Below are 24,380 nucleotides of genomic sequence, written 5' to 3' on the forward strand. Positions count from 1 at the left end.
CACTCCATATTAATTTTTGTGTTTACGATAAATAATATAACTACGACTTGCATATGTCAACGGAACACTCCACACGTGAACAAGACGTGTGAATGGCCAACATGCCATAATTGTAAAGCCAAGTAATACGTGCAATTTGAATGCAAGTGGTACATTAACCATTAAGCTTGCATCTGGGCTAAGCATAAATAACCCTCTGAACCAGATTGAAATCGTTTGACGATAATCAAAATCTGGCACTGTTGCGTTTGTAACTAATGTTGCGTAACAACCAACAAAGACAATTGTTAATAATAGAAAGTTTACAAAAATATCTGATGCTGAACTTAGACGGCGAACGTTTTGTTTCGTCACACGTCTTGCTGTTAATAGGAACATACCTATCAACGTGATTATACCAAAAATACTACCGATATACACAGCACCGATATGGTAGAGGTGGTTATTAACACCGACACTTTCTAACCAATGTGCGGGGATTAAAAGCCCTACAACGTGTCCAAAGAATACTGGGATAATCCCTAAGTGGAACATCAAGCTGCCCCACTTAAGCTGCTTCTTTTCGATAAATTCACTCGACTTTGCCGTCCATGAAAATTGATCAAACTTATAACGAGCAATATGACCAATGACAAAGATGGCAAGGCAAAGGTATGGGAAAATAACCCATAAAAATTGATTAAACATGATGCTTCACCTCATCGTCTTTTACTATACAGCGCTTCAATGTTTCACGTAGACCACGAATTAAATGACTGTACGGATTTCCTTGTTCTTCTAAAGTTTTCATAATTGGATATGTGCCATCTTCAATAATCATCACAAGTAACTGCATGTTTTCCTGTGCACGACTATCGCCATCAATATTTGCCGCATAGAGAAACTCTAACATCAGCGGCAAATAATCTGATAGTTCATTAGATGGCATCTCAAGGCCAAACATTTCATATAAGACCTTGAGTTTTGCCAACATTTGACCACGTTCTTTTTGCGTATCAAATTTATTGAATGTCATATAGAGCGTTGTTTTTTCATTGAAGTCAAATGTATCCGTGTACAGTGATTGAATATCTGACAAGCTTCTTTCATACATTAATTCGCGATATTTCATGACATGCGTATACGCTGGATGTTCTTCATTAAAGACGTCTTCAAATGTTTTTGGGTGGAATGTTAACTTCTCCGGGAAACTTAATTGCTGACTCATAAATCCTAATGTGTCTTTATAGTATTTCAGCATTTCAAGATTAATCACGGAAAATCCCTCCATAGAAACTTTCATTGTAAATCTCTTGACCTGACTTGTCGCTAGCACCTACTGGCACGCCGCAACCGTCACAGTTTGCACCGAAGTATTCACCACCATAACCTTGACTACCTTGCGCTGCATAAGTGTCCATGTATTGTTCTTTGTGAGATGTTGGAATAACGAAACGATCTTCGTGTTTTGCGATTGCAAGCAAGCGATACATATCTTTTGCTTGACGTTCAGTTAAGCCAACGCGTTCTAAACGGGACATATCGAATTCACGACCTGTGTTTTCAGCACGCATATAACTTCTCATCATTGCCATACGTTGTAATGATCCTTTCACAGCTGTTGTATCACCCGCTGTGAATAATTCTGCTAAATATTGAACCGGTAAACGCATCTCTTCAATTGCTGGGAAGATTGCGTCTGGGTTGTTCGCAGAGTTTTTACCTTCAAAGTAGTTCATGATTGGGCTAAGTGGTGGGCAATACCAAACCATTGGCATCGTACGATATTCTGGGTGTAACGGGAATGCCAATTTGTATTCAATCGCCAATTTGTAGATTGGTGAGTTTTGTGCTGCTTCGATCCACTCTTGTGCAATACCATCTTTTTCAGCTTGTTCGATAACCGCTTCATCAAATGGGTTTAAGAATAATTCTAATTGTTTTTCGTATAAGTCTTGTTCGTTTTCAGTTGATGCTGCTTCTTGTACACGGTCAGCGTCGTAAAGCAATACACCTAAGTAACGCATACGACCTGTACATGTTTCAGAACATACTGTTGGTAAACCAGCTTCAACACGTGGGAAACAGAATGTACATTTTTCAGCTTTGTTTGTTTTCCAGTTGAAGTAAACTTTTTTGTATGGGCAACCAGTCATACAGTAGCGCCATCCACGACATGCGTCTTGGTCTACAAGTACGATACCGTCTTCATCACGTTTGTACATTGCACCTGATGGGCATGATGCTACACAGCTTGGGTTCAAGCAGTGTTCACATAAACGTGGTAAGTACATCATGAATGTTTGGTCGAAGTTGAATTTGATTTCTTCTTCGATTTTTTGGATGTTAGGGTCTTGAGGACCAGTGATGTGACCACCAGCTAAGTCGTCTTCCCAGTTTGGACCCCAATCGATATCCATACGTTCACCTGTCATCACTGAGTGTGCTTTCGCAACAGGTGTGTGTTCTGAGTCTTTCGCATTTGTTAAGTGCTCATAGTTGTAAGTCCATGGCTCATAGTAATCTTTGATGACTGGCATGTTTGGGTTGTAGAAGATTTTACCAAGAGCAATTTTGTTAATACGTGTCCCTGATTTTAATTCTAACTTACCGTTCTTATTAAGTGTCCAGCCACCTTTGTAATGCTCTTGGTCTTCCCAACGTTTTGGATAACCAATACCTGGTTTTGTTTCTACGTTGTTGAACCACATATATTCTGCACCTGGACGGTTTGTCCATGTGCTCTTACATGTCACACTACATGTGTGACAACCGATACATTTGTCTAGGTTTAATACCATCGCTACTTGTGCTTTAATCTTCAAGCCAATCCACCTCTTTCATTTTTCTAACGGCAACGTATACGTCACGTTGGTTACCGATTGGTCCGTAATAGTTAAATGAATAACTAATTTGTGCATAACCACCCATTAATTGTGTTGGTTTTAGGTGGATACGTGTTGGTGCGTTGTGTGAACCACCACGTGTACCAGAGATTTCAGATCCTGGTGTTTGAATATGTTTATCTTGTGCATGATACATGAACATTGTGCCGCGTGGCATACGGTGTGATACAACTGCACGTGCTGTTACAACACCATTTCGGTTATATACTTCTAACCAGTCGTTATCATTAATATCATGTTGTGCTGCATCTTCATTTGAGATCCATACTGTTGGACCACCACGGAATAATGTCAACATATGTTGGTTATCTTGATATGTTGAGTGGATATTCCACTTACCGTGTGGTGTTAAGTAGCGTAATACTAGTGCATCAACGCCACCTTTTACTTCTTTATCTTTCGTACCAAATACCATTGGCGGTAATGTTGGTTTGTATACTGGTAATGCTTCACCGAACTGTTGGAATACCTCGTGGTCAATATAGTAACTTTGACGACCTGTCAACGTTCTAAATGGTACGAGACGTTCAATGTTCGTTGTGAATGGTGAATAACGACGACCTTGTTTGTTAGAACCTGGGAATACAGCTGTTGGAATCACTTCACGTGGTTGTGATGTGATATTCAAGAACGTAATCTTTTCTGATGCACGTTCTGCAGAAATATCTTTCAATTCCATACCTGTTTGTTGCTCAAGATCTTCGTATGATTTTTGTGATACGCGACCATTTGATGCAGAAGATACGTTTAAGATAACATCTGCTACTTTACGTGCTGTATCAATACGTGGCTTATCATTCTTAACTGTATCGTCTTCCCATTTACCAACCATGCTGCGTAACTCATCGTATTCTTCTTTAACTGAGAAGCTGACACCGTGTGCACCGACTTTACCGTTCTCTAGTAATGGTCCTACTGAAATGAACTTGTCATGTACATCTGTGTAAGTACGATCAACAACCGCAAATCCTGGCATTGTTTTACCTGGGATTGGTTCAACCTCACCTTTTGTCCAGTCTTTGATTTCACCAAATGACAATGAGATTTCTTGTTTAGAGTCGTGCGCTAATGGTGCTGTCACAACGTCTTTGTACGTTCCTGTTAAGTGTGTACGAGACATATCTGAGAATGTTTTACTCAATGTCTTGAAGATATCCCAGTCAGAACGTGATTCCCATAATGGATCAATTGCTGGATTGAATGGGTGAATGAATGGGTGCATGTCTGTTGATGAGATGTCATGCTTTTCATACCAAGTTGCAGCTGGTAAGACAACGTCTGAGTACAATGGTGTTGCAGTCATACGGAAGTCTAAAGAAACAAGTAAGTCTAACTTACCAACTGTGTCTTCACTCCATTCGATTTCTTCTGGTTTGTCTCTTTCGTTCGGTTCAGCCATTAATGCAGACTTCGTACCTAATAAGTGCTTCATGAAGTACTCTTGACCTTTAGCCGAACTTGAAATTAAGTTTGAACGCCATACGAATAATGATTTCGGATGGTTTTTACGCAATCCAGGGTTTTCTACTGCAAACTTCGTCTTACGTGATTTAACGTCTTCTAATGCACGTGCTAATATTGCTTCGTTTGTAAACTCACCTGCATCACGTGCTTCTTCGCCCCATAATAAGCTGTTGCGGTCGAATTGTGGATATGATGGTAACCATCCGTTACGTGCTGCAAGAACGTTATAGTCTGCAGGGTGTTGTAACTTAATATTTTCTGCAAGTGGTGATGCAAGACGATCTACGCCAGATTCTTCATATTTCCATTGATCTGTTGCGAAGTAGAACCAGCTTGTACCATTTTGTAAACGCGGTGGACCTTGCCAGTCTTTCGCAAATGCAATTGTGCTCCAACCTTCAATTGGACGACATTTTTCTTGTCCAACGTAGTGAGCCCAGCCACCACCGTTGACACCTTGACAACCACATAACACAACAAGGTTAAGGATTGAACGATAAATCGTATCAGAGTTAAACCAGTGGTTGATACCTGCACCCATGATAATCATTGAGCGACCGCCTGTATCAATAGCGTTTTGTGCAAATTCACGTGCAACTTGCGTCACAACGTCTGCTTTCACGCCAGTAACTTTTTCTTGCCATGCAGGTGTGTAGAATGACGCTGCATCATCAAAGCCTTTTGCTTCTAATTCATGACCGAAACGTTTCACACCATATTGTGAAGCCATTAAGTCATAGATTGTTGTAACAAGTGTTTCTTCGCCATTTGCCAATGTCATTTTACGCACTGGAATTGGACGTTCGAATACACCGTTACCTGCGTTATCAAAATATGGGAATTGAACTGTTGCAAGTGCATATTCACCTGTTGCAACTGTCATCGCTGGATCAATTTTCTCACCTTGTTCGTTCTCTAACTTAAGGTTCCATTGTTTGCCTTCTTCCCAACGTTGACCCATTGTACCGTTTGGCACTTGAATTGTATCTGTTAACGTATCGAATACGACTGGTTTCCATTCACTGTTTTCAGATGTGCTACCGAAGTCGCTTGAACGTAAGAAACGACCTGCTTTGTATCCATTCGCATCTTTGTCTAAACGGATGACGAAAGGCATATCTGAATATTGTTTTGCATAGTTGATGAACATTTCTGATGGTTCATCTTCATAGAATTCTTGCATGATAACATGTGTCATCGCTTGCGCAATCGCTGCGTCAGTACCAGGGTTTGGCGCTAACCAGTTATCCGCAAACTTAACGTTTTCTGCATAGTCAGGTGCAACTGAAACAACTTTCGCACCTTTGTAACGAACTTCTGTCATGAAGTGGGCATCTGGTGTACGTGTTAATGGCACGTTAGAACCCCACATCATAATGTATGCGGCATTGTACCAGTCACTTGATTCTGGTACGTCTGTTTGTTCACCCCAGATTTGTGGAGACGCTGGTGGTAAATCCGCATACCAGTCGTAGAAACTTAACATTTCTCCACCAAGTAATGAGATAAAACGTGCTCCCGCTGCATAACTGATCATAGACATCGCTGGGATTGGTGTGAAACCTGCGATACGGTCTGGACCATCTTTCTTAATTGTGTAGATTAATTGTGCTGAAATAAGTTGCGCTACGTCTCTCCAGTTTGCACGCACATGGCCACCTTTACCACGTGCTGCTTTGTAAATACGTGTTTTTTGCTCATCTTCAACGATAGACGCCCATGCTTTAATCGGATCGCCATGTTCACTTAATGCTTGTTTCCATAGGTCCCATAACTTACCTCTTACGTATGGATATTTAATACGTAGTGGACTGTATTCATACCATGAGAACGACGCACCACGTGGACAGCCACGAGGTTCGAATTCTGGCATATCTGGTCCACAGCTTGGATAGTCGATTTGTTGGTTCTCCCAAGTGATGACACCATTTTTTACAAACACTTTCCATGAGCATGATCCCGTACAGTTTACACCATGTGTTGTACGTACGACTTTGTCATGACTCCATCTTTCTCTGTACATTTTTTCCCATTCACGGCTCTTATGTTCCAAAACTGACCAATTGCCGTTAAACTTTTCAGTCGGCTTAAAGAAGTTTAATCCAAATTTTGCCATATTCATCCTCCTCAATAGACATAGGCTTTCCTTATTATGTCTATTGTACCTTTGCTAATTTTTTCACGATACTAGGGATTTACCTATTTATATCTCCGTATTCCCTAATTGTTAATTTTTTCACAAACTCTTGTATCCCTTGCTACGCCTAGTTGATAACGGTTCTCACTCATTTCTGAACACCCAAAAAATATGTCCTAATATACAAAAATAGACAGCGCCTTTTCTCAAAAAAGCACTGTCTATTTTGACCCTATTATAAAAAATTATGCTACTCGTTTACGTCTCATCGCATAGACACCTGCACCGATACACAAGTAGGCCAGTGCCGTCGTTCCCGCTGGCGTTCCACCCGTCTCTGGCAACATATCTTCGTCGTTGCCAGACATCGTTACAGAGTGTCCTTGCAACGTCATCGGCATATGCACAGTATTCGCTTGCAGCGATGTATCTGGCATATCCGTTGTTGACATTGCCGTCGCCACTACACCGTTATCTTCTGTTACAGCTGGTTGTTCCGGTACAGTTGGGAATGGAATTACTTTGCCCGGTACCGTTGGCTGCGGTGTTTGCGTTGGATGATTCGGGTCTTCCGTTGCAGGTGGCACTGTCACTGAGTCCTCACCTTTGACAGGTTGACCCATAATCATGCGCTGTGGTTCCGTTGTGTCATATTGCGATAAGTCAGCCGTTTTCAAGTAATCCGCCATGACTTTATCGAGTGACACACCTTCTTCACGTGGTCCGCCAAACATGTCAAAACCATCGCCACCTGACGCTGTAAAGTCATTCGTTGCAACGTTATAAATACGTGTTAAGTCTAGTGGTTCATATTGACCTGTTTTTCTGTTCAACACTTGTACTTCATTCACACGTTGTCCTGGTGCCTTGTTCATATCATAGTATACACGGACACCATTAGAGATTTGTAGCAAACCACCGTTCGCTGTGAATTGTGTTTTGCCATTAACTGTTTGCGTCGGTGCGCTCAAGCTATGTTCAAATGCTTTCAATACGTTTTCACCTGTTACTTTGATCTGAGCAATTGTGTTACCGAATGGCAATACTGTAATAATATCGCTCAGTTTCACTGTACCTGGTGCGATAGAGGCACGAATACCACCTGAGTTCGTTACAGCAAAGTCAGATGGTGTACTGAATCCATGTTGACCGTATGCTTCCATTGCATCAGCAACTGCGTTCCCTAAGTTTGTTTCTTTTGTACGCACATCATCTCGTTCACCTTTGAAGTGTACTTTGTTATTCGGGATGATCACTTCAGATGTTGCTTCTAAATATTCAGCATTTGCTTTATCAAGTTGCTTTTTCAACGCTGCATTTGGCATTAAATCAGCTACATCTTTCACATTGATCAATGTCGCTTTCGCATTGGTTAATTGACCATCTGTTACATCAAATGTCACTTTTCCGACGTTTGCCAAAGCTGTGCCAGTTTGTACCAATACATCTTTACCAAATATTCGTCCCTGTTCTAACACAGTATGTGAATGACCATCAATCACGATCATCGGATGCTTGAAACCCTTCATCGCACTTAATTGTTTTGTTAAATAATCACCACGTATCTTTTGTTGCGTAGATGGATCAATACCTAAGTGTGATAACACTACGAAAGCATCTACTTGACCATTCAACTTTGTCATTTCACGTTTTACCGCTTCAACTGGATCTGCAAATGACACACCTACAATCCCTTCTGGACTCGTCTTCGTTGCAGTTTCAGGTGTTGTGACACCGATGATGCCATAGTTCAAACCATTCTTATTAACAACAGTTGATGGTTTGAATGCCAACTTGCCGTCTTTGTAGACATTAGCACTCAGTAATGGAAAGTTCAGAATGCCTTCCAATTTTTTCAGTTGATCATAGCCAAAGTCAAACTCATGATTCCCAACGGCCATTGCATCATAGCCAACTTCATTCATCGCTTTCGCCATTTCTTCCCCTTTTGATAAGTTAGAAACAGGCAAGCCTTGGAACGCATCTCCTGCATCGACCATCAAGTCAGGTTGTTGTTGTTCCTTTAATGTTTTCAACTTTGCCATCCCAATGACACGATCATTCTCTTCAATCATACGGCCATGAATATCATTCGTATGTAAGATTGTATGTGTTCTTGGTTCTGTTTCGTTTTGAGTAACAGCCTCATTCTTCGTTACTGTCGTTTCTTCTTGCGGTGCTGCCTTCTCATCTTGTGAAACTGTCGGTTCCGCTACCGCTTCAGGTTGTACTTCTTCCGTCACTGCTTCATTCTCAGCAACGACAGGTTGCTCTGTTCCACGCTCATGATCCGAATTGTCACCATTCATTTCATCGGTAGATACCGGTGACTCTTCCACTGTGTCTGCAACCATTTCTACTGCTTGGTTCGTTGCAGAATCTGCTACATCAGTTGTTTCTGCATATGCCGATCCATGCCTGACAACCCCACAAAAACCTAGAATCAATGCAAATACTGCCACCCATCGAAAAACTGTTTGCTTCATTTGGACCCTCCTTATGATTTGACTTACAGTTCTATCGTAGCATAAACAAATTGAGTATTTTATAAATTTTCTAATAGTTTTATTAATAATTACAAAAATTATAAGTGTTATTGAGCAACCACAAAAAACATCGTACATTGAGAGAATGATCAATCCATCTCTTGTACGATGCTTCTATCTTCTATTCAACTGTTTGAAAATCATAGGCATCAAATATCAGTAGAGGTAGTTAGCTATACACTTTTTAGGTTTTATTCATAATGGGTCTAAGCAGAATAGATATATACTTCTTTAAGTTTATCATCAACTGTATAAACGACTCTATGCTGATGATTGATTCTTCTTGAATACCGTCCTAGATGTTTAGGTTGTAATTGATCAAAAGATTGACTTGGAAAATATGAATCTTTCTTAAAATATCTACTATTTTAAGAAACTGATTTTTAACTGTGACTGTTTAATTTTCTTCAAATCATTTTTAGCAGAATTTTTTATCTTCACGTTATACATCATAGATTATCCCAATCAATATCGTCTACATCTATGAAGCCACTCTCATCCATTTCTCTTTCTCTCACTTTATCCATGACACCAACAGATTCAAGATATAAAGTTTCTTGTATACTATTCCAATCTTTTAAACTTAAAAGCACTGCATCACTTTCTTCATTTTTACCATTAATAATAATAGGTTCATTATTGGTATTAACACTTCTTAATAAGTTATATAACTCTTTTCTAGCATTAGTAGGTGTTATTATTTTCATACATATCCCCCCTCGATTTATACAACTCTATTATAGCGTACGTAAATGCGTACATTAAGTTATCTTATAAATCAATGCTTCTACCACAAAAAAACATCGTACATTGAGAGAATGATCAATCCATCTCTTGTACGATGCTTCTATCTATTATTCAACTGTTCGTTCTGATGTAAAGTGATATTGTTCCAACCACGCTGTGATAATTTCATGTTGACTTGGATGTAATTGTGAAGTTTGACGATCATCAATTAGCGCGGCACCACCATTTTCAAAAATATCATAAGCGACATCAATACAACGTGAACGATGTCCCTTTAACAAGACCATTTCTGGCGTATCATTTACTGCTGGCTTAATCGTTTCAACATCACGAACCACTTCACCGACAATAGTGACACCCGGGCCCGGGCGCTCTGGCAATTGTGCAATCTTATCAGCAATTGTTGTCACTGTACCTCCAATTACTTGTTGGTTCGGTCGTGTTGCATTGAAAATCACCGCAACCGGATAATCAATACCGACTTTCGTCATAATTTCATCCATCAATAACGGTAGGCGCTTGACACCCATATAGATTGCCAAAGTACCACCGTTTTCAAGCGTTGTAATATCAATTTCATTTTCAACATCATCTTTAAAGTGACCCGTTGTAAATGTAATGTTTGTCGATACTTGTCGTTCTGTTAAACCACGGCCCAATTGACTGATGGCCGCGCTGGCTGCTGTAATACCTGGTACAATCTCAAAATCAATACCATGTGTACGAAGCGTATCAACTTCTTCAGTGACACGACCGAAGATGGCTGGATCGCCACCCTTCAAGCGAACAACGCGCTGATAATCTTGCGCTTTTTCGACAAGCAACTCGTTAATACGTTCTTGTCTAATGTAACGTGTGTATGGTGTTTTTCCAACATGTATCCATTCTGCATCTGGACGTGACAATTGCAAAATAAATGGATGCACGAGCTGATCGTACAAAATAACATCTGCTTGTTGGATACAACGTTCCGCTTTTTTAGAGAGCAGGCACGGATTACCCGGACCTGCTCCTACTAAATATACTTTTGAGGGGCTGCCTGTTACAGACATAAATATACCTCATCGTCGATAATTTCTACTTCGTATGTTTCAACGCAGCCTTCATCTGGTTCTTGAACTTCACCAGTATTTAAATCAATTTTTTGATCGTGAAGTGGACAGAAGACATAGTGTCCACTAACTGTCCCTTCAGATAATGGCCCTTGTTTATGTGGGCAAACGTTATTGATTGCTTTAAGCTCGCCATCTTCTGTTAAGAACAATCCGATTTGTTTGTCTCCAACAATGACTTTCTTACCAATTAATGGTTCAATTTCTGACATATGTGCTACTTTTACTTTTTCTGCCATCAGTCTTACACCTTCTCCACTTCGAAAATTTTACGTTTCATATCATCGCTTGTAATATCGTTCCATGGTTCTTCAGGAATTGCTGCTTTTGCTTCCATGATACGGTTATAAAGTTCTTCTTGTTTTTCTGGGTCTAATACTACTGATTTCACTTGGTCAAAGCCCATACGTTTCAACCATGGTGCTGTACGTTCTGCATAAACACCTGTTTCACGATAGTATTGCATATATGCACCACATAATTTGATAACTTCATCTTCTGTTTCAACTGTTGTTAAGAATTCAGCTTTCACTACGTCTGTACCACCGTTACCACCAACGTAGATTTGGAAGCCATTTTCAACACCGATGATACCGAAGTCTTTTACGCCTGATTCTACACAGCTACGTGGACATCCAGATACACCCATTTTGAATTTGTGCGGTGTATCAATGTATTCGAATGTTTCTTCAAGACGAATACCAAGTTTTGTTGTGTATTGTGTACCGAAACGGCAGAATTCTTTACCTACACAGCTCTTAACTGAACGTGTTTTCTTCGCATAAGCAGATGCTGAGCGCATGCCTAGATCTTCCCATACTTGTGGTAATTCTTCTTTTTTCACACCGTATAAACCGATACGTTGTGAACCTGTTACTTTCACAAGCGGTACGTCGTATTTCTTAACCACTTCACCAAGGCGAATTAATTGATCCGCATCTGTTACACCTGCACGCATTTGTGGGATAACAGAGAATGTACCATCGTTTTGGATGTTTGCGTGATAACGTTCATTGGCAAAGCGTGATGCTCTTTCATCTTCATGGTCATGTGGATATACCATGTTTAAGTAGTAGTTGATTGCCGGACGACACTTAGGACAACCACCTTTATTTTTGAAGTCTAACACATGACGTACTTCTTTAGATGTTTTAAGTCCTTTTGCACGGATTTGTGTCACGATTTGGTCACGTGATAAGTCTGTACATTCACAGATACCTGTTGGACCACTTTCAACGAAGTCTCCACCTAATGTATATTCTAATAACTCACCGATTTGACCTTTACATTTACCACAAGAGTTACCTGCTTTTGTTACTCTTGTTACGTCTGCAACTGATGTTAAACCATGTTCTTTAATCGCATTAACGATCACACCTTTAGAGATACCATTACAGCCACAGATTGTTTCGTCATCATCCATATCAGCAACACTAATCGCATCTACTTCACCTGCTTTATGCAAGATCGATACAAGTGTGTATTCGTCGATTGTGTCACCTTTCTTCATCATATTATAGAAACGGTTACCTTCTTCTGTATCACCGTACAGTACCGCACCAACGATTTTCTTATCTTGGACGAAGATTTTTTTGTAGATATTGTCTACACCGTTGAATGTTTCGATACCACGTACATCTTCATTTTCAGTAATGCGACCTGCACTGAATAAGTCACAACCTGATACTTTTAATGATGTAAATGTTGTAGAACCTTGGTAGCCTTCTGTTGGTTGACCTGTAATGTGGTCTGCCAATACTTTACCTTGATCATATAGTGGCGCAACAAGACCGTATACTTTAGAACGGTGTTCCGCACATTCCCCAACTGCATAGATGTTAGGGTCGCTTGTTTTCATGAAGTCATCTACTACGATACCGCGACCAATTTCTAAGCCTGCTGCACGTGCTTCTTTCGTCACTGGACGGATACCTACTGCCATTACGACCATGTCTGCATCTAAGACACGTCCGTCTGATAAACGAATACCTTCTACATGACTCTCACCGATGATTTCTTGCGTATTTGCTTGTAATTCAAACTTGATGCCTTGTTTTTCAAGGTCTGCTTTTAATAAGCCACCTGCTTTACGGTCAAGTTGAACTTCCATTAACCATTCCGCTAAGTGAACCACTGTTACATCCATGCCTTGATCAACAAGACCACGTGCACATTCAAGACCTAACAAGCCACCACCGATAACAATGGCTTTCTTTTTCGTTTTTGCTGTTTCAAGCATTTTTTCTGTATCATCAATCGTACGGAAACCAACAACACCATCTAAGCGTGATCCGTCAATTGGTAAGATGAACGAATCAGAACCTGTTGCGATAATCATTTGATCATATGACACAACACGACCGCTTTCTGTTTCAACATTTTGTTCTTCACGGTTGATTTTGATAACTTTGTCACCTGTAATCAATTGAATGTTATGTTCTTCATACCACTCATATGGGTTCATGATTGTCTCTTCGACTGTCATTTTATTTTGTAAGATGTTTGACAACATAATACGGTTGTAGTTCGGATAAGGTTCTTTACCGATAATTGTGATGTCAAACTTATCAGGGTCACGTTCTAAAATTTCTTCAATTGTACGAACCCCCGCCATACCATTACCGATCATTAATAGTTTCGTTTTACTCATGGATATCCTCCTCTAACGTTTTTAAATATGCCTTTATTTTCTTTGCGTATGCTTGTGTCTTTCGAATCGATTGTCCTGATGAACTGATGCTGATTGTCATGTCGTCGTGCCTAATATTCAGAGTGTTGAAGAAGTCCGACTGATGTCTGTCTCCCGTATGGTTCACCCATTGGCTATCTGTCGCATCCCGAACCACACGATCATTGACGTCAGCACGATCTGTCGCCACAATGATTAAGTCTGCCGCTGCAATGTCATCTGCTTCATAGTCTTTGTGTATTAATCTGACTGATGTCCGCCATTGCTTTGACATGAACCCTTCATAAAATTGTGGACTCACCACATCTATTCGGCAGTCTTCATGAATCAATCCTTGGAATTTCCGCCATGCAATCTTCCCCCCACCAACTATCACAACGTGTTTGTCACACAAGTTCAGCTGTATTGGATACATGACGTGCCTCCTCACAAGACGCGATACGCGCTAAAATAATCGTTTTTAACACTGGGTCAAAGTTAATTGCAGTTGTGTAGACGATTTCTGTTGGCAACGCCATCTCCGCAATTTTCCGCTTCGTTTTGTTGACAAGGTAGCCATCATAAAAGAAGAACGGAATAACGAGCAACTTGTCATACGCTGTTGCAAGTGGTGGTAAAGTTTCTTTAAACTTCAGCTTGCCATACACCATACTCGGATAACATTGTATTTGTTCATTCGAATGCTGTTCAGCTAATTGTGTCAATGCAAGATCTGGTTCATCAAACCGTGCATTACCATGTGCTAAAATCACAACACCTGTTGTATCATCGATTTCATGCTCATAGCGCACCAGTTGTTTCGACACCCAATCCGCCATTGCTGGATGCGTTCCAAGTGGTTCTGCTAATACAAAATGAACTTGAGGATATTGTGCTGTCCACACCTTCATTTGATCTGCAATATCTTCATAATAATGTGATGCTGTAAAGAGTAACAACGGCATTAAATTTACTGCTTGATAGCCTTGCTGTACCGTTGCTTTTATCACTGTGTCTAAGGAACGTTCTTCCGACTCCAAAAACGCCACATCATAATCAATCGACGTATCATCAAATAATTCGTGTACAAACTGTTCAAGCGTCTCATTCAACTTACCTTTACGCATACCATGTACAATCAAAATCGTTTTCTGCAACTGCTTCACCCCCTCCCTTATATTGTAATATATTTCACATACATTTTGTGATTCCATTCACAGCCAAAAACAGAAATAGGGAACCCCCTAATCTATTCACAAGGGGATTCCCTATCATCGATTTTATTCAAGCATTTTATACCATTTATCGTACAGGAGAACGACTGGTGTATTAGGCTTCGCCCCATGGTGGTGGTGCTAACAATTTGTCATCATATCGTTCTGGGATAAGTACTTTCACCATCATGACACCTTTATCTCCGGATTCTTCATCTTCCATCTCAAAGTATGTTTCGTACCCACGTCGTTGATAGACATCTTCCAGCCAAGCCATTTTGCGGGCAGATGTTCCGAGTACGACCGCAGGGGCTTTCAATGTATCTCGTAAAATGACTTCTTCAACATAACGCATCATCTGACTTCCATACCCTTTGCCACTCATCTCTGGGTCTGTGGCTAACCACCACACAAATGGATATTTGGAAACAGGTGTGTCTGACTCCCAAGGGAAACGGATGGATAACGTTGATACGATGCAATCATCAACTTCTAATACATAGCACGCATTATCTCGAATATTATCTGCAATCATCTCAGGCGTTGCATTGACAGATGGCCAATTAATTCCCGCTTCACGCAATGGCGTAAACGAACGATACATCAGCTTGTGTAAAGCATCGGTATCTTCAAGAGTTGCAAGTCGAAATTGTTGTGTCATTATCACACATCCTTTCTATATATTTTTCGTTATTTTACCAAAATGTCGTGTACAATCTGTAATAGTTGGCTCATTATTTTAAAATCCCCCTATTTATTCTATTAATAATACAGTAAAATATAGTTGTTAATTAAATCACAGTAATTTATATGGAGGAATTACAGTGTCTATTGAAAAACCAACAAAAACGGTTCAGGATACTTATTCATCACGTCCTATCGTTGAAGGTATTATCCACAGCGTAGCGATGAAAGAAATCATGCTGGATCGTACGATGCCACGTTACATCTTAAAATCGATGATGTCTGGCTTCCTACTCGCAATCGTAACTATATTTATGTTAGCAATGAAAACACAAATGGCTGGAGCTTTACCGGGTGTTGTCAATCTCATGGGAGCTATGGCATTTAGTATCGCCTTAGTATTTATTGTATTGACACATTCAGAGTTATTAACAAGTAATTTTATGTTCCTAACAATTGGCATGTATTACCGCACGATCTCAATCGCAAAATCAATGTGGTTGTTTGCTGTTTGTTTCTTAGGAAATATTTTAGGGGCTTTCGTTCTATTCGGCTTATTGATTTGCACACAAGTCATGACACCAGAAATGATCGAAGCACTGAGTAAAACGGTTGCTGCCAAAACAGTTGAACCAACATGGCATGCCATTTTAGTGAAGGCGATCTTCGCTAACTTCTTTATTAACATTGGTATCTACGTATCACTCATGTTTAAAGAAGGCTTAACAAAAACATTCTTCATTGCAATCGGTGTTATTATTTTCGTATTTATGGGTTATGAACACGTTGTTTATAATGCAGGCTTATTCGTCGGTATGTTGTTCTATAACTTAGATGCATTAAGTGGTCTTGGCGTTCTTAAAAACATCGTCTTTGCTTTCATCGGTAACTACATCGGTGGTGGCTTGATGATTGGTTTACTATACGCTTACCTAAATGGCTCACCAAAAAAGGTTAAGTAATAAGCGCACGTAAAAAGCGATTTGAACATTTTAAAAGTGTTCAAATCGCTTTTTTCATTTATTGTGCAGCTTTTTTGCGTCGAGTCATTACTTTCAAACCATATGCAAAAATGCTATATCCTAATGCTGTTTGTACTGCCCACTTCAACACGCCATCCAACTTGCAAACTTTGTTCAATAATACTGGTACCGCAGTACTTGCAACATATAACCCTAATACTTTGACATAACGTTTATTCATATAAACATCTCCTTATAATTGAATGATAAAAGTATATTGTGGCATATCCGTGTCCCGATAACGCTTACACGTCAGCAGACATCAAATTCATTGTACCACTGACTACACCTCATATTACCATTAGAATTCTGACAAATTATTGAACGACCCACGTCACATTTTCACAAATAAATATAGTAGATATTCAAATCTTTTTTAAATACAATTTATTAATTTTTGTCTATTTTGTGAACATTAAATTCATATGATTATGTATTAAATTATTGCTTGTTAAAATAAAAACACTTCAAAAATAGAAAGGACGTTTCAGTATGGGAACATCTAAGAAAACACAATCTACAAGCAACTTCAAACCACTCTGGTTCATTTTGGCATTTGTTGCATTAATCACTATATTACTTGTTCCAACACCTGCAAGCTTACCGATTATGGGTAAAGCTGCATTAGCCATTCTAGCTTTCGCTGTTATTTTATGGGTTACAGAAGCTGTTAGCTACCCCGTTTCTGCTGCCATTATTATCAGTCTTGTGATTCTTTTACTCGGTTTCAGCCCAGTACAAAACTTAGCAGAATCTCTCGGCAATCCAACGGTAGGTGGCGAACCAATCTCAGGAGATACTGCTTTCGGCACAAACAATGCACTCAAACTTGCTTTTAGCGGCTTCTCATCAAGCGCTGTCGCATTAGTTGCTGCTGCTTTATTCCTAGCAACAGCCATGCAAATTACTAACTTACACAAACGCTTAGCATTATGGGTGCTGTCACTCGTTGGCAACAAAACTCGAAACATTGTTATTGGTGCCATAGCTGTTGCAATTATTTTGGCATTCTTCGTTCCATCTGCAACAGCCCGTACTGGTGCTATTGTCCCAATTTTACTCGGTATGGTTGCTGCATTTGGTGCAAGTAAAAATAGTCGTCTTGCTGCATTACTTGTTATCACAGCTGTACAAGCTGTTACAATTTGGAGTGTTGGGATCAAAACGGCCGCCGCACAAAACATCGTGGCTATCAACTTTATTAACAACCAACTCGGTCATGACGTATCATGGGGTGAGTGGTTCTTATATGCTGCCCCATGGTCAGCACTTATGTCAGTAGTCCTTTATTTTGTTGTTTTAAAGGTAATCCCACCTGAACAAGATCATATTCAGGGTGGTAGCGGTCTTGTAAAACAACAATTTGATGAGCTCGGTCCAATTACACCTAAAGAATGGCGTTTAATTGCGATTTCTATTGCACTACTCGTGCTGTGGTCGACCGAAAAGGTCTTGCACCCAATTGACTCATCTTCTATTACATTGCTTGCCTTAGCTATCATGCTAACGCCAAAGATCGGTATTATGAGTTGGAAAGAAGCAGAAAGTAAAATTCCATGGGGCACTATCATCGTCTTTGGTGTAGGTATTTCATTAGGGAATGTTCTCTTACAGACAACAGCTGCACAATGGTTAAGTGACAAAACATTCGGTCTTATGGGCCTAGAACACTTGCCAATCATTGCGACTATTGCCTTGATTTCATTATTCAACATTCTTATTCATTTAGGGTTTGCTAGTGCAACCAGCTTATCATCTGCACTGATTCCAGTATTCATATCTTTAGCCACAACATTGAATCTAGGCGATCACACGATTGGCTTCGTATTAATTCAACAATTCGTGATTAGTTTTGGGTTCTTATTACCTGTCAGTTCACCACAAGGTATGTTAGCATATGGGACAGAAACATTTACAGCTAAAGACTACTTAAAGGTGGGCTTACCACTAACAATCGCCGGCTATCTTCTCATCATTCTCTTCAGCATGACATATTGGAAATGGCTCGGCCTTCTATAAAATGATAAACGCACGGTCATGGGGGAAACATGTCCGTGCGTTTTCATGTAACATCTCAGTTAGGAGGTGTTTTCGGGTATAAGGTTTAGGGATTGTTTTATCTGCTTTCACTTGATCCATATGGGAATAGAATCTTATTCCTACTTCAGTAAACTTGCATGTTCTCCAAGATTACTTTTGTTCGAGGTGACATCTACATGTCCTAACCTCTGTCTATATCATACCTTTCTTTTTCATTGTTCACATCAGACAGGAGATTGAAATTTCTATCAGTCTATCGTCTGACCTTGTGATAATACCCATTCATTTTATCAATACTTTTGTAACTCTCCCCTATAAAGTATGCAAACTTTCTAATAGTACAAACAATACATTCAATAACTTTCCACAACGAGCAAATTGTTTCTCACGCTTTGTTCAAGTCCTAAGTATTTTCTCACTTATAAATGTAATGCTTCAGCATACTTAGATAATCGTTCAACATCTCGAAAAGACATATCATCTATACTTCTGTAACCAGATCTCAAGTCATTAATAATGCCTTGATTCACCCCCGTATGTTGGTAAATATCATAACATGATGCATCCGAAGCCATCAGCTTATCGATTAGTTTTCTCATTATGAACACTCCTATTCTTTTTATCGCTTTATACACCCGAAGTATACACATTACTATTGCAAATATCCAATATTATGTGATTCAATTCACAAATATTTATAGTCTGAAAATTGTTAATCTTGGAACTTCAATGCGTTCACAATTAGGACATAAGTGCGTTTCAGCCTAGTTCCTTTAACACTTTAATGTGAAGAAGCGTTGATGCACAAAGGCTTAACAGCGTTTAAGAAGGTACACTTTTCACAATCTCTATAATAATTTTATTATATATTACACTATTCAATTTTATGTTATATGCAATTAACAAGAAGGGTATTGCATACGCTTTCAAAAGGTTCTATGATGAAGGTGCTTCGAGAGAGAGTAAAAAAAACAAAATAGATTTAGAGAGAAGGAATTGTTTATGGATTTCATTTTAGGTATTGGTACTTTACTAGTTGTATTACTGGCAATGACTTTATTCTTAAAGTTTGCGCCAAACGGTAAACTTGGTCTACAAGCCCTCTCGGGTGCGGCTTGTGCGACATTCTTACCGGAAGCTTTCTTAAAATATGCAATTGGCGGTGTGTTCCACATTGACTACTTCGTCAAAATTGGGGATATTGCAGGAAGCTTAGGCGGGGTTGCAGTTGGGATTCTTACTTGTTTAAAATTCGGTGTGAACCCAGTATTTGCAGTTTTAACAGGTCTTGTCTTGTTTGACTTCAAATTATTACCTGCATTCATCGCAGCATACTTTGTTGCATTCGGTTTAAAAGAAATCGAAAAACGCGTACCAGAAGGTTTAGATTTAATCGTTGTTATCTTATTAGCACCTGCTGTTGCATTCGGTATTGCAACAATCGTATCACCAAGTGTTATCGCAGTATTGAAACAAATCGGTACAGCAGTAACAGCTGTTGGTGACAACAACCCTTACGCACTTGCATTAGTAATCGGTGCTATCGTACCAGTTGTTGGTATGACACCATTAAGTTCTATGGTATTCACAAGCTTACTTGGTTTAACAGGTATTCCAATGGCAATCGGTGCATTCGGTTGTATGGGTAGCTCATTCGTTAACTTTGTGTTATTCAGAAAACTTAAAATCGGTAACCCTGGTAAAGCCTTTGCGGTTGCTATCGAGCCATTAACACAAATTGACATTATCGCAAAATACCCTATCCAATTATATGGTTCAAACGCAATAATCGGTGCGGTCAATGGTTTATTCATCACTTACATGGGTATAGTTGTAGACCAACCAGGTATGGCAACGCCTATCGCAGGTCCAATCGTAGCACTTGGATTTAACGAAGTAGTTCCAACAGTAATCACAATTATTGTTGTAGCAGTTATCAGTATTATCTTAAGCTATATCATTGGTACATTTATTAGCAAACGTAACTTTAATTTCAATTTCAAATCAAATAAATTAAACAATCAAACTAACTAAGGAGCGAATTCATTATGGCACGTACGAAAGACTTTCAAAGTGCATTCGATATTATCGGTCCAGTGATGATGGGACCTTCAAGTTCACACACAGCAGGTGCTGTTAAAATCGCTAAGGCGGCTCGTGCCGTCTTAGGCGGTACACCTGAATCTATCGAGGTGCACTACTACGAATCATTTGCAGAAACACACAAAGGACACGGTACAGACTTAGCAATCGTTGGTGGTTTACTTGGCTTCAGTACTTTTGACGAACGCATCAAGACATCAACAAAAATTGCTAAAGAACAAGGTATCCCTTACGAATTTATTGAAGAAAAAGGCACAAGCTTAGGTGAGCATCCAAACTGTGCGTTAATCATTGTTGAGAAAGACGGTCGTCACGTTGAGGTTAATGGTATCTCAATCGGTGGTGGTGCTTTCAAAGTAAAAAGTATCCATGTAAACGGTATGTGTATCCTATTATCACACACACCAAACTTACTTGTAATTGATGGTGAACGTGGTATTTCTGAAATCAACCACTTAATCAATGAACTTGTTGAACAAGGCGTTGATATTAACGAAGAAATTAAAACAATGAGCGGTCAACGTTGCCTCTTAGCATTACATTTAAATAAATCAATGAACGAAACACTACTAGAATCGTTGAGAGAGAAATATTCAGATCTTAATTTCTCTTACATCGAATAATCAGGGGGAAAACAAATCATGTTTGATTCAATGAAAGAATTAATAGAGTATGCAGAAAAAAATAACACAACATTTGCTGAAATTATGATTGCACATGAGATGGAAACACGTGGTATGTCACGTGAAGAAGTCTATGGTTTAATGCAACAAAACTTAGATACAATGCGCGATGCTGTTGAAAAAGGTTCAACAGGTGAAGGCGTGAAGAGTGTGACTGGTTACACTGGTCAAGACGCAATTAAAGTACGTAAATACAATGAATCACATAAAGCCCTTTCAGGTAGCGATATGATTTCTGCTGTACAAGGCGCAATCGCAACAAACGAAGTGAACGCAGCTATGGGTATTATCTGTGCAACACCAACAGCTGGTTCTTCAGGTACAATCCCTGGCGTACTTTTCAAATTAGAACAATCACATGACTTAGACAACGATCAAATGATTAAATTCTTATTCGCAGCTTCAATGTGCGGTATGATCATCGCAAACAATGCATCAGTTGCTGGTGCAATCGGTGGTTGCCAAGCAGAAGTTGGTACAGCATCAGCTATCGCAGCTGCTGCAGCGGTTGAAACATTTGGTGGTACACCTGACCAAGCTGGTCATGCAATCGCAATCAGCTTATCAAACTTACTTGGTCTTGTATGTGACCCAGTTGCTGGTTTAGTTGAAATCCCTTGTGTTATGCGTAACGCAATCGGTTCAGGTAACGGATTAATTTCAGCTGACCTTGCACTTGCAGGTGTTGAAAGCCGTATCCCAGTAGATGAAGTTATCATGGCAATGGATACTGTTGGTCGTAACTTACCTGCTTCATTACGTGAAACTGGTATTGGCGGTCTTGCTGGTACTCCTACTGGTCAAGCAATCAAAGAAAAAATCTTTGGTAGCTCTAACAAAGAAGAAGTATTCTCATAAACAACATTAAGTTAAATAGATAAAGAAGTTTGAGATATCGAGCCATCTCAAACTTCTTTTTTTGTTGTCTACTCCCCTACTTTATATAGTTGTAATCGAATTCAATACGGAATTTTCTGAAAAAACACTATCTTTTTAATTTGAAAAATGTTATAATTGATATAAGACTTTTTTACAAAATCTAATCATCGCAAAAAGGAGCTGAGAAAGATGTTGAAAAAATTGACGTTACTGTTTTTAGCACTCGTCATTACAACGACCATTGCTGAGACATATTTAATTGCAGGCACATGGCAATACTTGCTGATGCAATCATTTTCACTCAGTATCATTGGTTTCTTCGTTTATAATTATGTCGTATTCCGCTTAGAAGAGAATCAAGCATCCTCATCAGCTGCTGTTCGCCAAGAAATCGATGATGAACCTTTTCATAAAGGTATCTTAGACAAGAACAAGACCATTCAATAAATATTTTGATATACAAGTCGGGGCTGGGACATAATTCCCAGCTCTTTTACAAAAAAGGTCTAATTTGGTGTCGAAAAACACTAAATTAGACCTTTTTTATAGATATCATTTAAAAAAATAAAACACTTCCCGTATAATTGTTAATAACCACAAAAACAATGAAAGGAAGTGCCTTATATGTATAAAGAGTATAACATTTCTCAGCTTAGTCTGCCAATTGAAACTGAAATTTCTTTTCCCGAGAGTGATATTGCCCTCATTATTAATAAACTTGTAGAATCTATTCCCCAAGAAACTTTTAATCAATATTACAACCATAGAGGTCCTTCATCTTATCATCCTAAAATGATGTTAAAAATCGTTTTATACAGCTATACACAGTCTGTCTTTTCTGGTAGAAAAATGGAATTTCTACTTAAAGATAGTTGTCGTATGATGTGGTTAGCTCAAGGACAAGTCCCTTCATATCGTACAATCAATCGCTTTAGAGTTAATCCACACATGATAGATTTTATACAAGTTCTATTTGTGGGTCTTAGAGCGCAATTATTAGAAGACAAAGTGATTACAGAAGACGCCCTTTATATAGATGGAACGAAGATAGAGGCTAATGCCAATAAATATACTTTTCAATGGCTAGGTAGCACTAAGCATTTTAGTAAAGGGGTTATTGAAAAATCCAATGCGGTGTATAAACAGTTAATTTCAGAGAAGATCATACCTGAAATTAAGAGAGAATCTTCTGATGAACTAACGAAAGAAGAATTAAATCGTATTGAGATGCATTTAGATGATAAAAATGAAACGCTCACTTCTAAAATTGAAGCATCTCAAAGTGTAGAAATAAGAAAGACATTAAGAAAACAAAGAAGTAAAGTTAGAAAATATAAAAAAGCAATCAAAGATTTTAAAGATCGTAAAATAAAATATGATGAGCAGATGGAAATTTATGGTGACAGAAAAAGCTATTCTAAAACAGATCATGATGCGACCTTTATGAGAATGAAAAATGATCATATGAAGAATGGACAATTAAAGCCTGGCTATAATCTGCAGATTGCGACGAACAATCAGTTCATTTTGGCATTTGGTGTGTATAGTAATCCGGGTGATACGCGAACACTTCCTTCTTTTTTAAAATCAATCAAAGAATTATACGGTGACATTCCAGAGTACATTGTAGCTGATGCGGGATATGGTAGCGAACAAAACTATACGATGATTCTTGATGAATTCGAGAAAACACTACTCATCACATATAGTATGTATTTAAAAGAGAAGAAAAGAAAATATAAAAATAATCCATTCATAACAGCTAATTGGAAATATAATGAAATAGATGACTATTATGTATGTCCGAATAACAAAGAATTGCATTTCAAAAGTTATAGAAAAAGAAGAGACGGATATGGTTATCAGAGAGATTTCAAATTATATAAATGTGAAGATTGTGTTGGATGTCCTTTACGAAATGAATGTATGAATTACAGAACCAACCCAACTACAACAAAAAGCTTATATAAAAATCCAACTTGGGATTATTTTAAAGCATTCACAAATAAGCAGCTTTCAGATCCAAAAACGAAAGGCATCTACAAAAAACGAAAAATAGATGTCGAATCAGCATTTGGAAATCTGAAGGCTAATTTGGGTTTCCAAAGGTTATCAGTTCGCACTCAATCAAAGGTTGAATGCGAATTAGGAATCGCACTTATGGCAGTAAACATCAGAAAACTAGCCAGATAAGTG

21 protein-coding genes and 1 pseudogene are annotated in these 24,380 nt (G+C 38.9%); 7 read left to right on the top strand and 15 right to left on the bottom strand.

Annotated elements, in window-relative coordinates; translation table 11 throughout:
* Nucleotides 1-9: 9 nt before the first annotated feature.
* The 13 genes and pseudogenes from narI to MUA51_RS09630 all read right to left on the bottom strand — a co-directional run bounded on the left by narI (nucleotide 10) and on the right by MUA51_RS09630 (nucleotide 15,434).
* A complete protein-coding gene (gene narI, locus MUA51_RS09570; protein WP_095117784.1) occupies nucleotides 10-687 on the bottom strand; it encodes a respiratory nitrate reductase subunit gamma in 678 nt (225 codons plus the stop codon).
* The gene (gene narJ, locus MUA51_RS09575; protein WP_262559604.1) at nucleotides 680-1,255 is read right to left on the bottom strand and encodes a nitrate reductase molybdenum cofactor assembly chaperone; all 576 of its coding nucleotides are present in this window, start codon (nucleotides 1,253-1,255) and stop codon (nucleotides 680-682) included. Before narJ ends, narI begins: the two co-directional genes overlap by 8 nt.
* Entirely contained in the window at nucleotides 1,248-2,804 is a 1,557-nt protein-coding gene (narH, locus tag MUA51_RS09580; RefSeq protein ID WP_095117789.1) for a nitrate reductase subunit beta, read from the bottom strand. The genes narJ and narH overlap by 8 nt, the downstream gene beginning before the upstream one ends.
* Nucleotides 2,794-6,465, bottom strand: a complete 3,672-nt coding sequence (locus tag MUA51_RS09585) for a nitrate reductase subunit alpha (protein WP_262559605.1) — start codon at nucleotides 6,463-6,465, stop codon at nucleotides 2,794-2,796. The genes narH and MUA51_RS09585 overlap by 11 nt, the downstream gene beginning before the upstream one ends.
* A gap of 266 nt (nucleotides 6,466-6,731) precedes the next feature.
* Entirely contained in the window at nucleotides 6,732-8,972 is a 2,241-nt protein-coding gene (locus MUA51_RS09590) for a 5'-nucleotidase C-terminal domain-containing protein (protein WP_276580942.1), read from the bottom strand.
* Nucleotides 8,973-9,238: 266 nt separating this feature from the next.
* Nucleotides 9,239-9,485, bottom strand: a pseudogene (locus tag MUA51_RS09595) (Txe/YoeB family addiction module toxin).
* The gene (locus tag MUA51_RS09600) at nucleotides 9,482-9,739 is read right to left on the bottom strand and encodes a type II toxin-antitoxin system Phd/YefM family antitoxin (protein ID WP_262559606.1); all 258 of its coding nucleotides are present in this window, start codon (nucleotides 9,737-9,739) and stop codon (nucleotides 9,482-9,484) included. Before MUA51_RS09600 ends, MUA51_RS09595 begins: the two are co-directional and overlap by 4 nt.
* A 147-nt stretch (nucleotides 9,740-9,886) precedes the next feature.
* Nucleotides 9,887-10,831 (bottom strand): uroporphyrinogen-III C-methyltransferase, encoded by a 945-nt coding sequence (cobA, locus tag MUA51_RS09605; protein ID WP_262559607.1) that lies wholly within the window; start codon nucleotides 10,829-10,831, stop codon nucleotides 9,887-9,889.
* On the bottom strand, nucleotides 10,822-11,130 hold the full coding sequence (nirD, locus tag MUA51_RS09610) for a nitrite reductase small subunit NirD (RefSeq protein WP_095117799.1): 309 nt from the start codon (nucleotides 11,128-11,130) through the stop codon (nucleotides 10,822-10,824). The genes cobA and nirD overlap by 10 nt, the downstream gene beginning before the upstream one ends.
* A 5-nt stretch (nucleotides 11,131-11,135) precedes the next feature.
* Nucleotides 11,136-13,541, bottom strand: a complete 2,406-nt coding sequence (nirB, locus tag MUA51_RS09615; protein ID WP_262559608.1) for a nitrite reductase large subunit NirB — start codon at nucleotides 13,539-13,541, stop codon at nucleotides 11,136-11,138.
* Entirely contained in the window at nucleotides 13,534-13,995 is a 462-nt protein-coding gene (locus MUA51_RS09620; protein ID WP_262559609.1) for a precorrin-2 dehydrogenase/sirohydrochlorin ferrochelatase family protein, read from the bottom strand. The genes nirB and MUA51_RS09620 overlap by 8 nt, the downstream gene beginning before the upstream one ends.
* Entirely contained in the window at nucleotides 13,967-14,716 is a 750-nt protein-coding gene (locus tag MUA51_RS09625; protein WP_262559610.1) for a sirohydrochlorin chelatase, read from the bottom strand. Before MUA51_RS09625 ends, MUA51_RS09620 begins: the two co-directional genes overlap by 29 nt.
* 172 nt (nucleotides 14,717-14,888) lie before the next feature.
* Nucleotides 14,889-15,434 (bottom strand): GNAT family N-acetyltransferase, encoded by a 546-nt coding sequence (locus MUA51_RS09630; RefSeq protein ID WP_262559611.1) that lies wholly within the window; start codon nucleotides 15,432-15,434, stop codon nucleotides 14,889-14,891.
* A 163-nt stretch (nucleotides 15,435-15,597) separates the two neighbouring features.
* Between MUA51_RS09630 and MUA51_RS09635 the strand changes: the two genes are divergently transcribed.
* Nucleotides 15,598-16,419 (top strand): formate/nitrite transporter family protein, encoded by an 822-nt coding sequence (locus MUA51_RS09635; protein ID WP_262559612.1) that lies wholly within the window; start codon nucleotides 15,598-15,600, stop codon nucleotides 16,417-16,419.
* 58 nt (nucleotides 16,420-16,477) lie between these two features.
* Here MUA51_RS09635 and MUA51_RS09640 read toward each other — a convergent pair whose 3' ends face one another.
* Nucleotides 16,478-16,660 carry a hypothetical protein gene (locus tag MUA51_RS09640; protein ID WP_262559614.1) on the bottom strand — a complete coding sequence of 61 codons (183 nt, stop codon included), beginning with the start codon at nucleotides 16,658-16,660 and terminating at the stop codon, nucleotides 16,478-16,480.
* A 311-nt stretch (nucleotides 16,661-16,971) separates the two neighbouring features.
* Between MUA51_RS09640 and MUA51_RS09645 the strand changes: the two genes are divergently transcribed.
* Nucleotides 16,972-18,498: an SLC13 family permease gene (locus MUA51_RS09645; protein WP_262559616.1), complete on the top strand. Its 1,527-nt coding sequence runs from the start codon at nucleotides 16,972-16,974 to the stop codon at nucleotides 18,496-18,498.
* Nucleotides 18,499-18,938: 440 nt separating this feature from the next.
* Here MUA51_RS09645 and MUA51_RS09650 read toward each other — a convergent pair whose 3' ends face one another.
* A complete protein-coding gene (locus tag MUA51_RS09650; protein ID WP_262559617.1) occupies nucleotides 18,939-19,118 on the bottom strand; it encodes a hypothetical protein in 180 nt (59 codons plus the stop codon).
* A gap of 403 nt (nucleotides 19,119-19,521) precedes the next feature.
* On the opposite strand from MUA51_RS09650, the gene MUA51_RS09655 reads away from it, so the two are divergent.
* The 5 genes from MUA51_RS09655 to MUA51_RS09675 all read left to right on the top strand — a co-directional run bounded on the left by MUA51_RS09655 (nucleotide 19,522) and on the right by MUA51_RS09675 (nucleotide 24,377).
* A complete protein-coding gene (locus tag MUA51_RS09655) occupies nucleotides 19,522-20,553 on the top strand; it encodes a PTS sugar transporter subunit IIC (protein ID WP_262559618.1) in 1,032 nt (343 codons plus the stop codon).
* 14 nt (nucleotides 20,554-20,567) lie between these two features.
* Nucleotides 20,568-21,245: an L-serine ammonia-lyase, iron-sulfur-dependent subunit beta gene (sdaAB, locus tag MUA51_RS09660; RefSeq protein WP_262559620.1), complete on the top strand. Its 678-nt coding sequence runs from the start codon at nucleotides 20,568-20,570 to the stop codon at nucleotides 21,243-21,245.
* An 18-nt stretch (nucleotides 21,246-21,263) separates the two neighbouring features.
* Nucleotides 21,264-22,163 carry an L-serine ammonia-lyase, iron-sulfur-dependent, subunit alpha gene (gene sdaAA / locus MUA51_RS09665; protein ID WP_262559621.1) on the top strand — a complete coding sequence of 300 codons (900 nt, stop codon included), beginning with the start codon at nucleotides 21,264-21,266 and terminating at the stop codon, nucleotides 22,161-22,163.
* Nucleotides 22,164-22,373: 210 nt separating this feature from the next.
* Nucleotides 22,374-22,631: a hypothetical protein gene (locus MUA51_RS09670; protein ID WP_262559622.1), complete on the top strand. Its 258-nt coding sequence runs from the start codon at nucleotides 22,374-22,376 to the stop codon at nucleotides 22,629-22,631.
* Between the two features lie 177 nt (nucleotides 22,632-22,808).
* Entirely contained in the window at nucleotides 22,809-24,377 is a 1,569-nt protein-coding gene (locus MUA51_RS09675; protein ID WP_262559623.1) for an IS1182 family transposase, read from the top strand.
* The last annotated feature ends 3 nt before the right edge of the window (nucleotides 24,378-24,380 follow it).

This window comes from Staphylococcus sp. IVB6214, assembly GCF_025558585.1.
In the GTDB taxonomy this organism is placed as follows: domain Bacteria; phylum Bacillota; class Bacilli; order Staphylococcales; family Staphylococcaceae; genus Staphylococcus.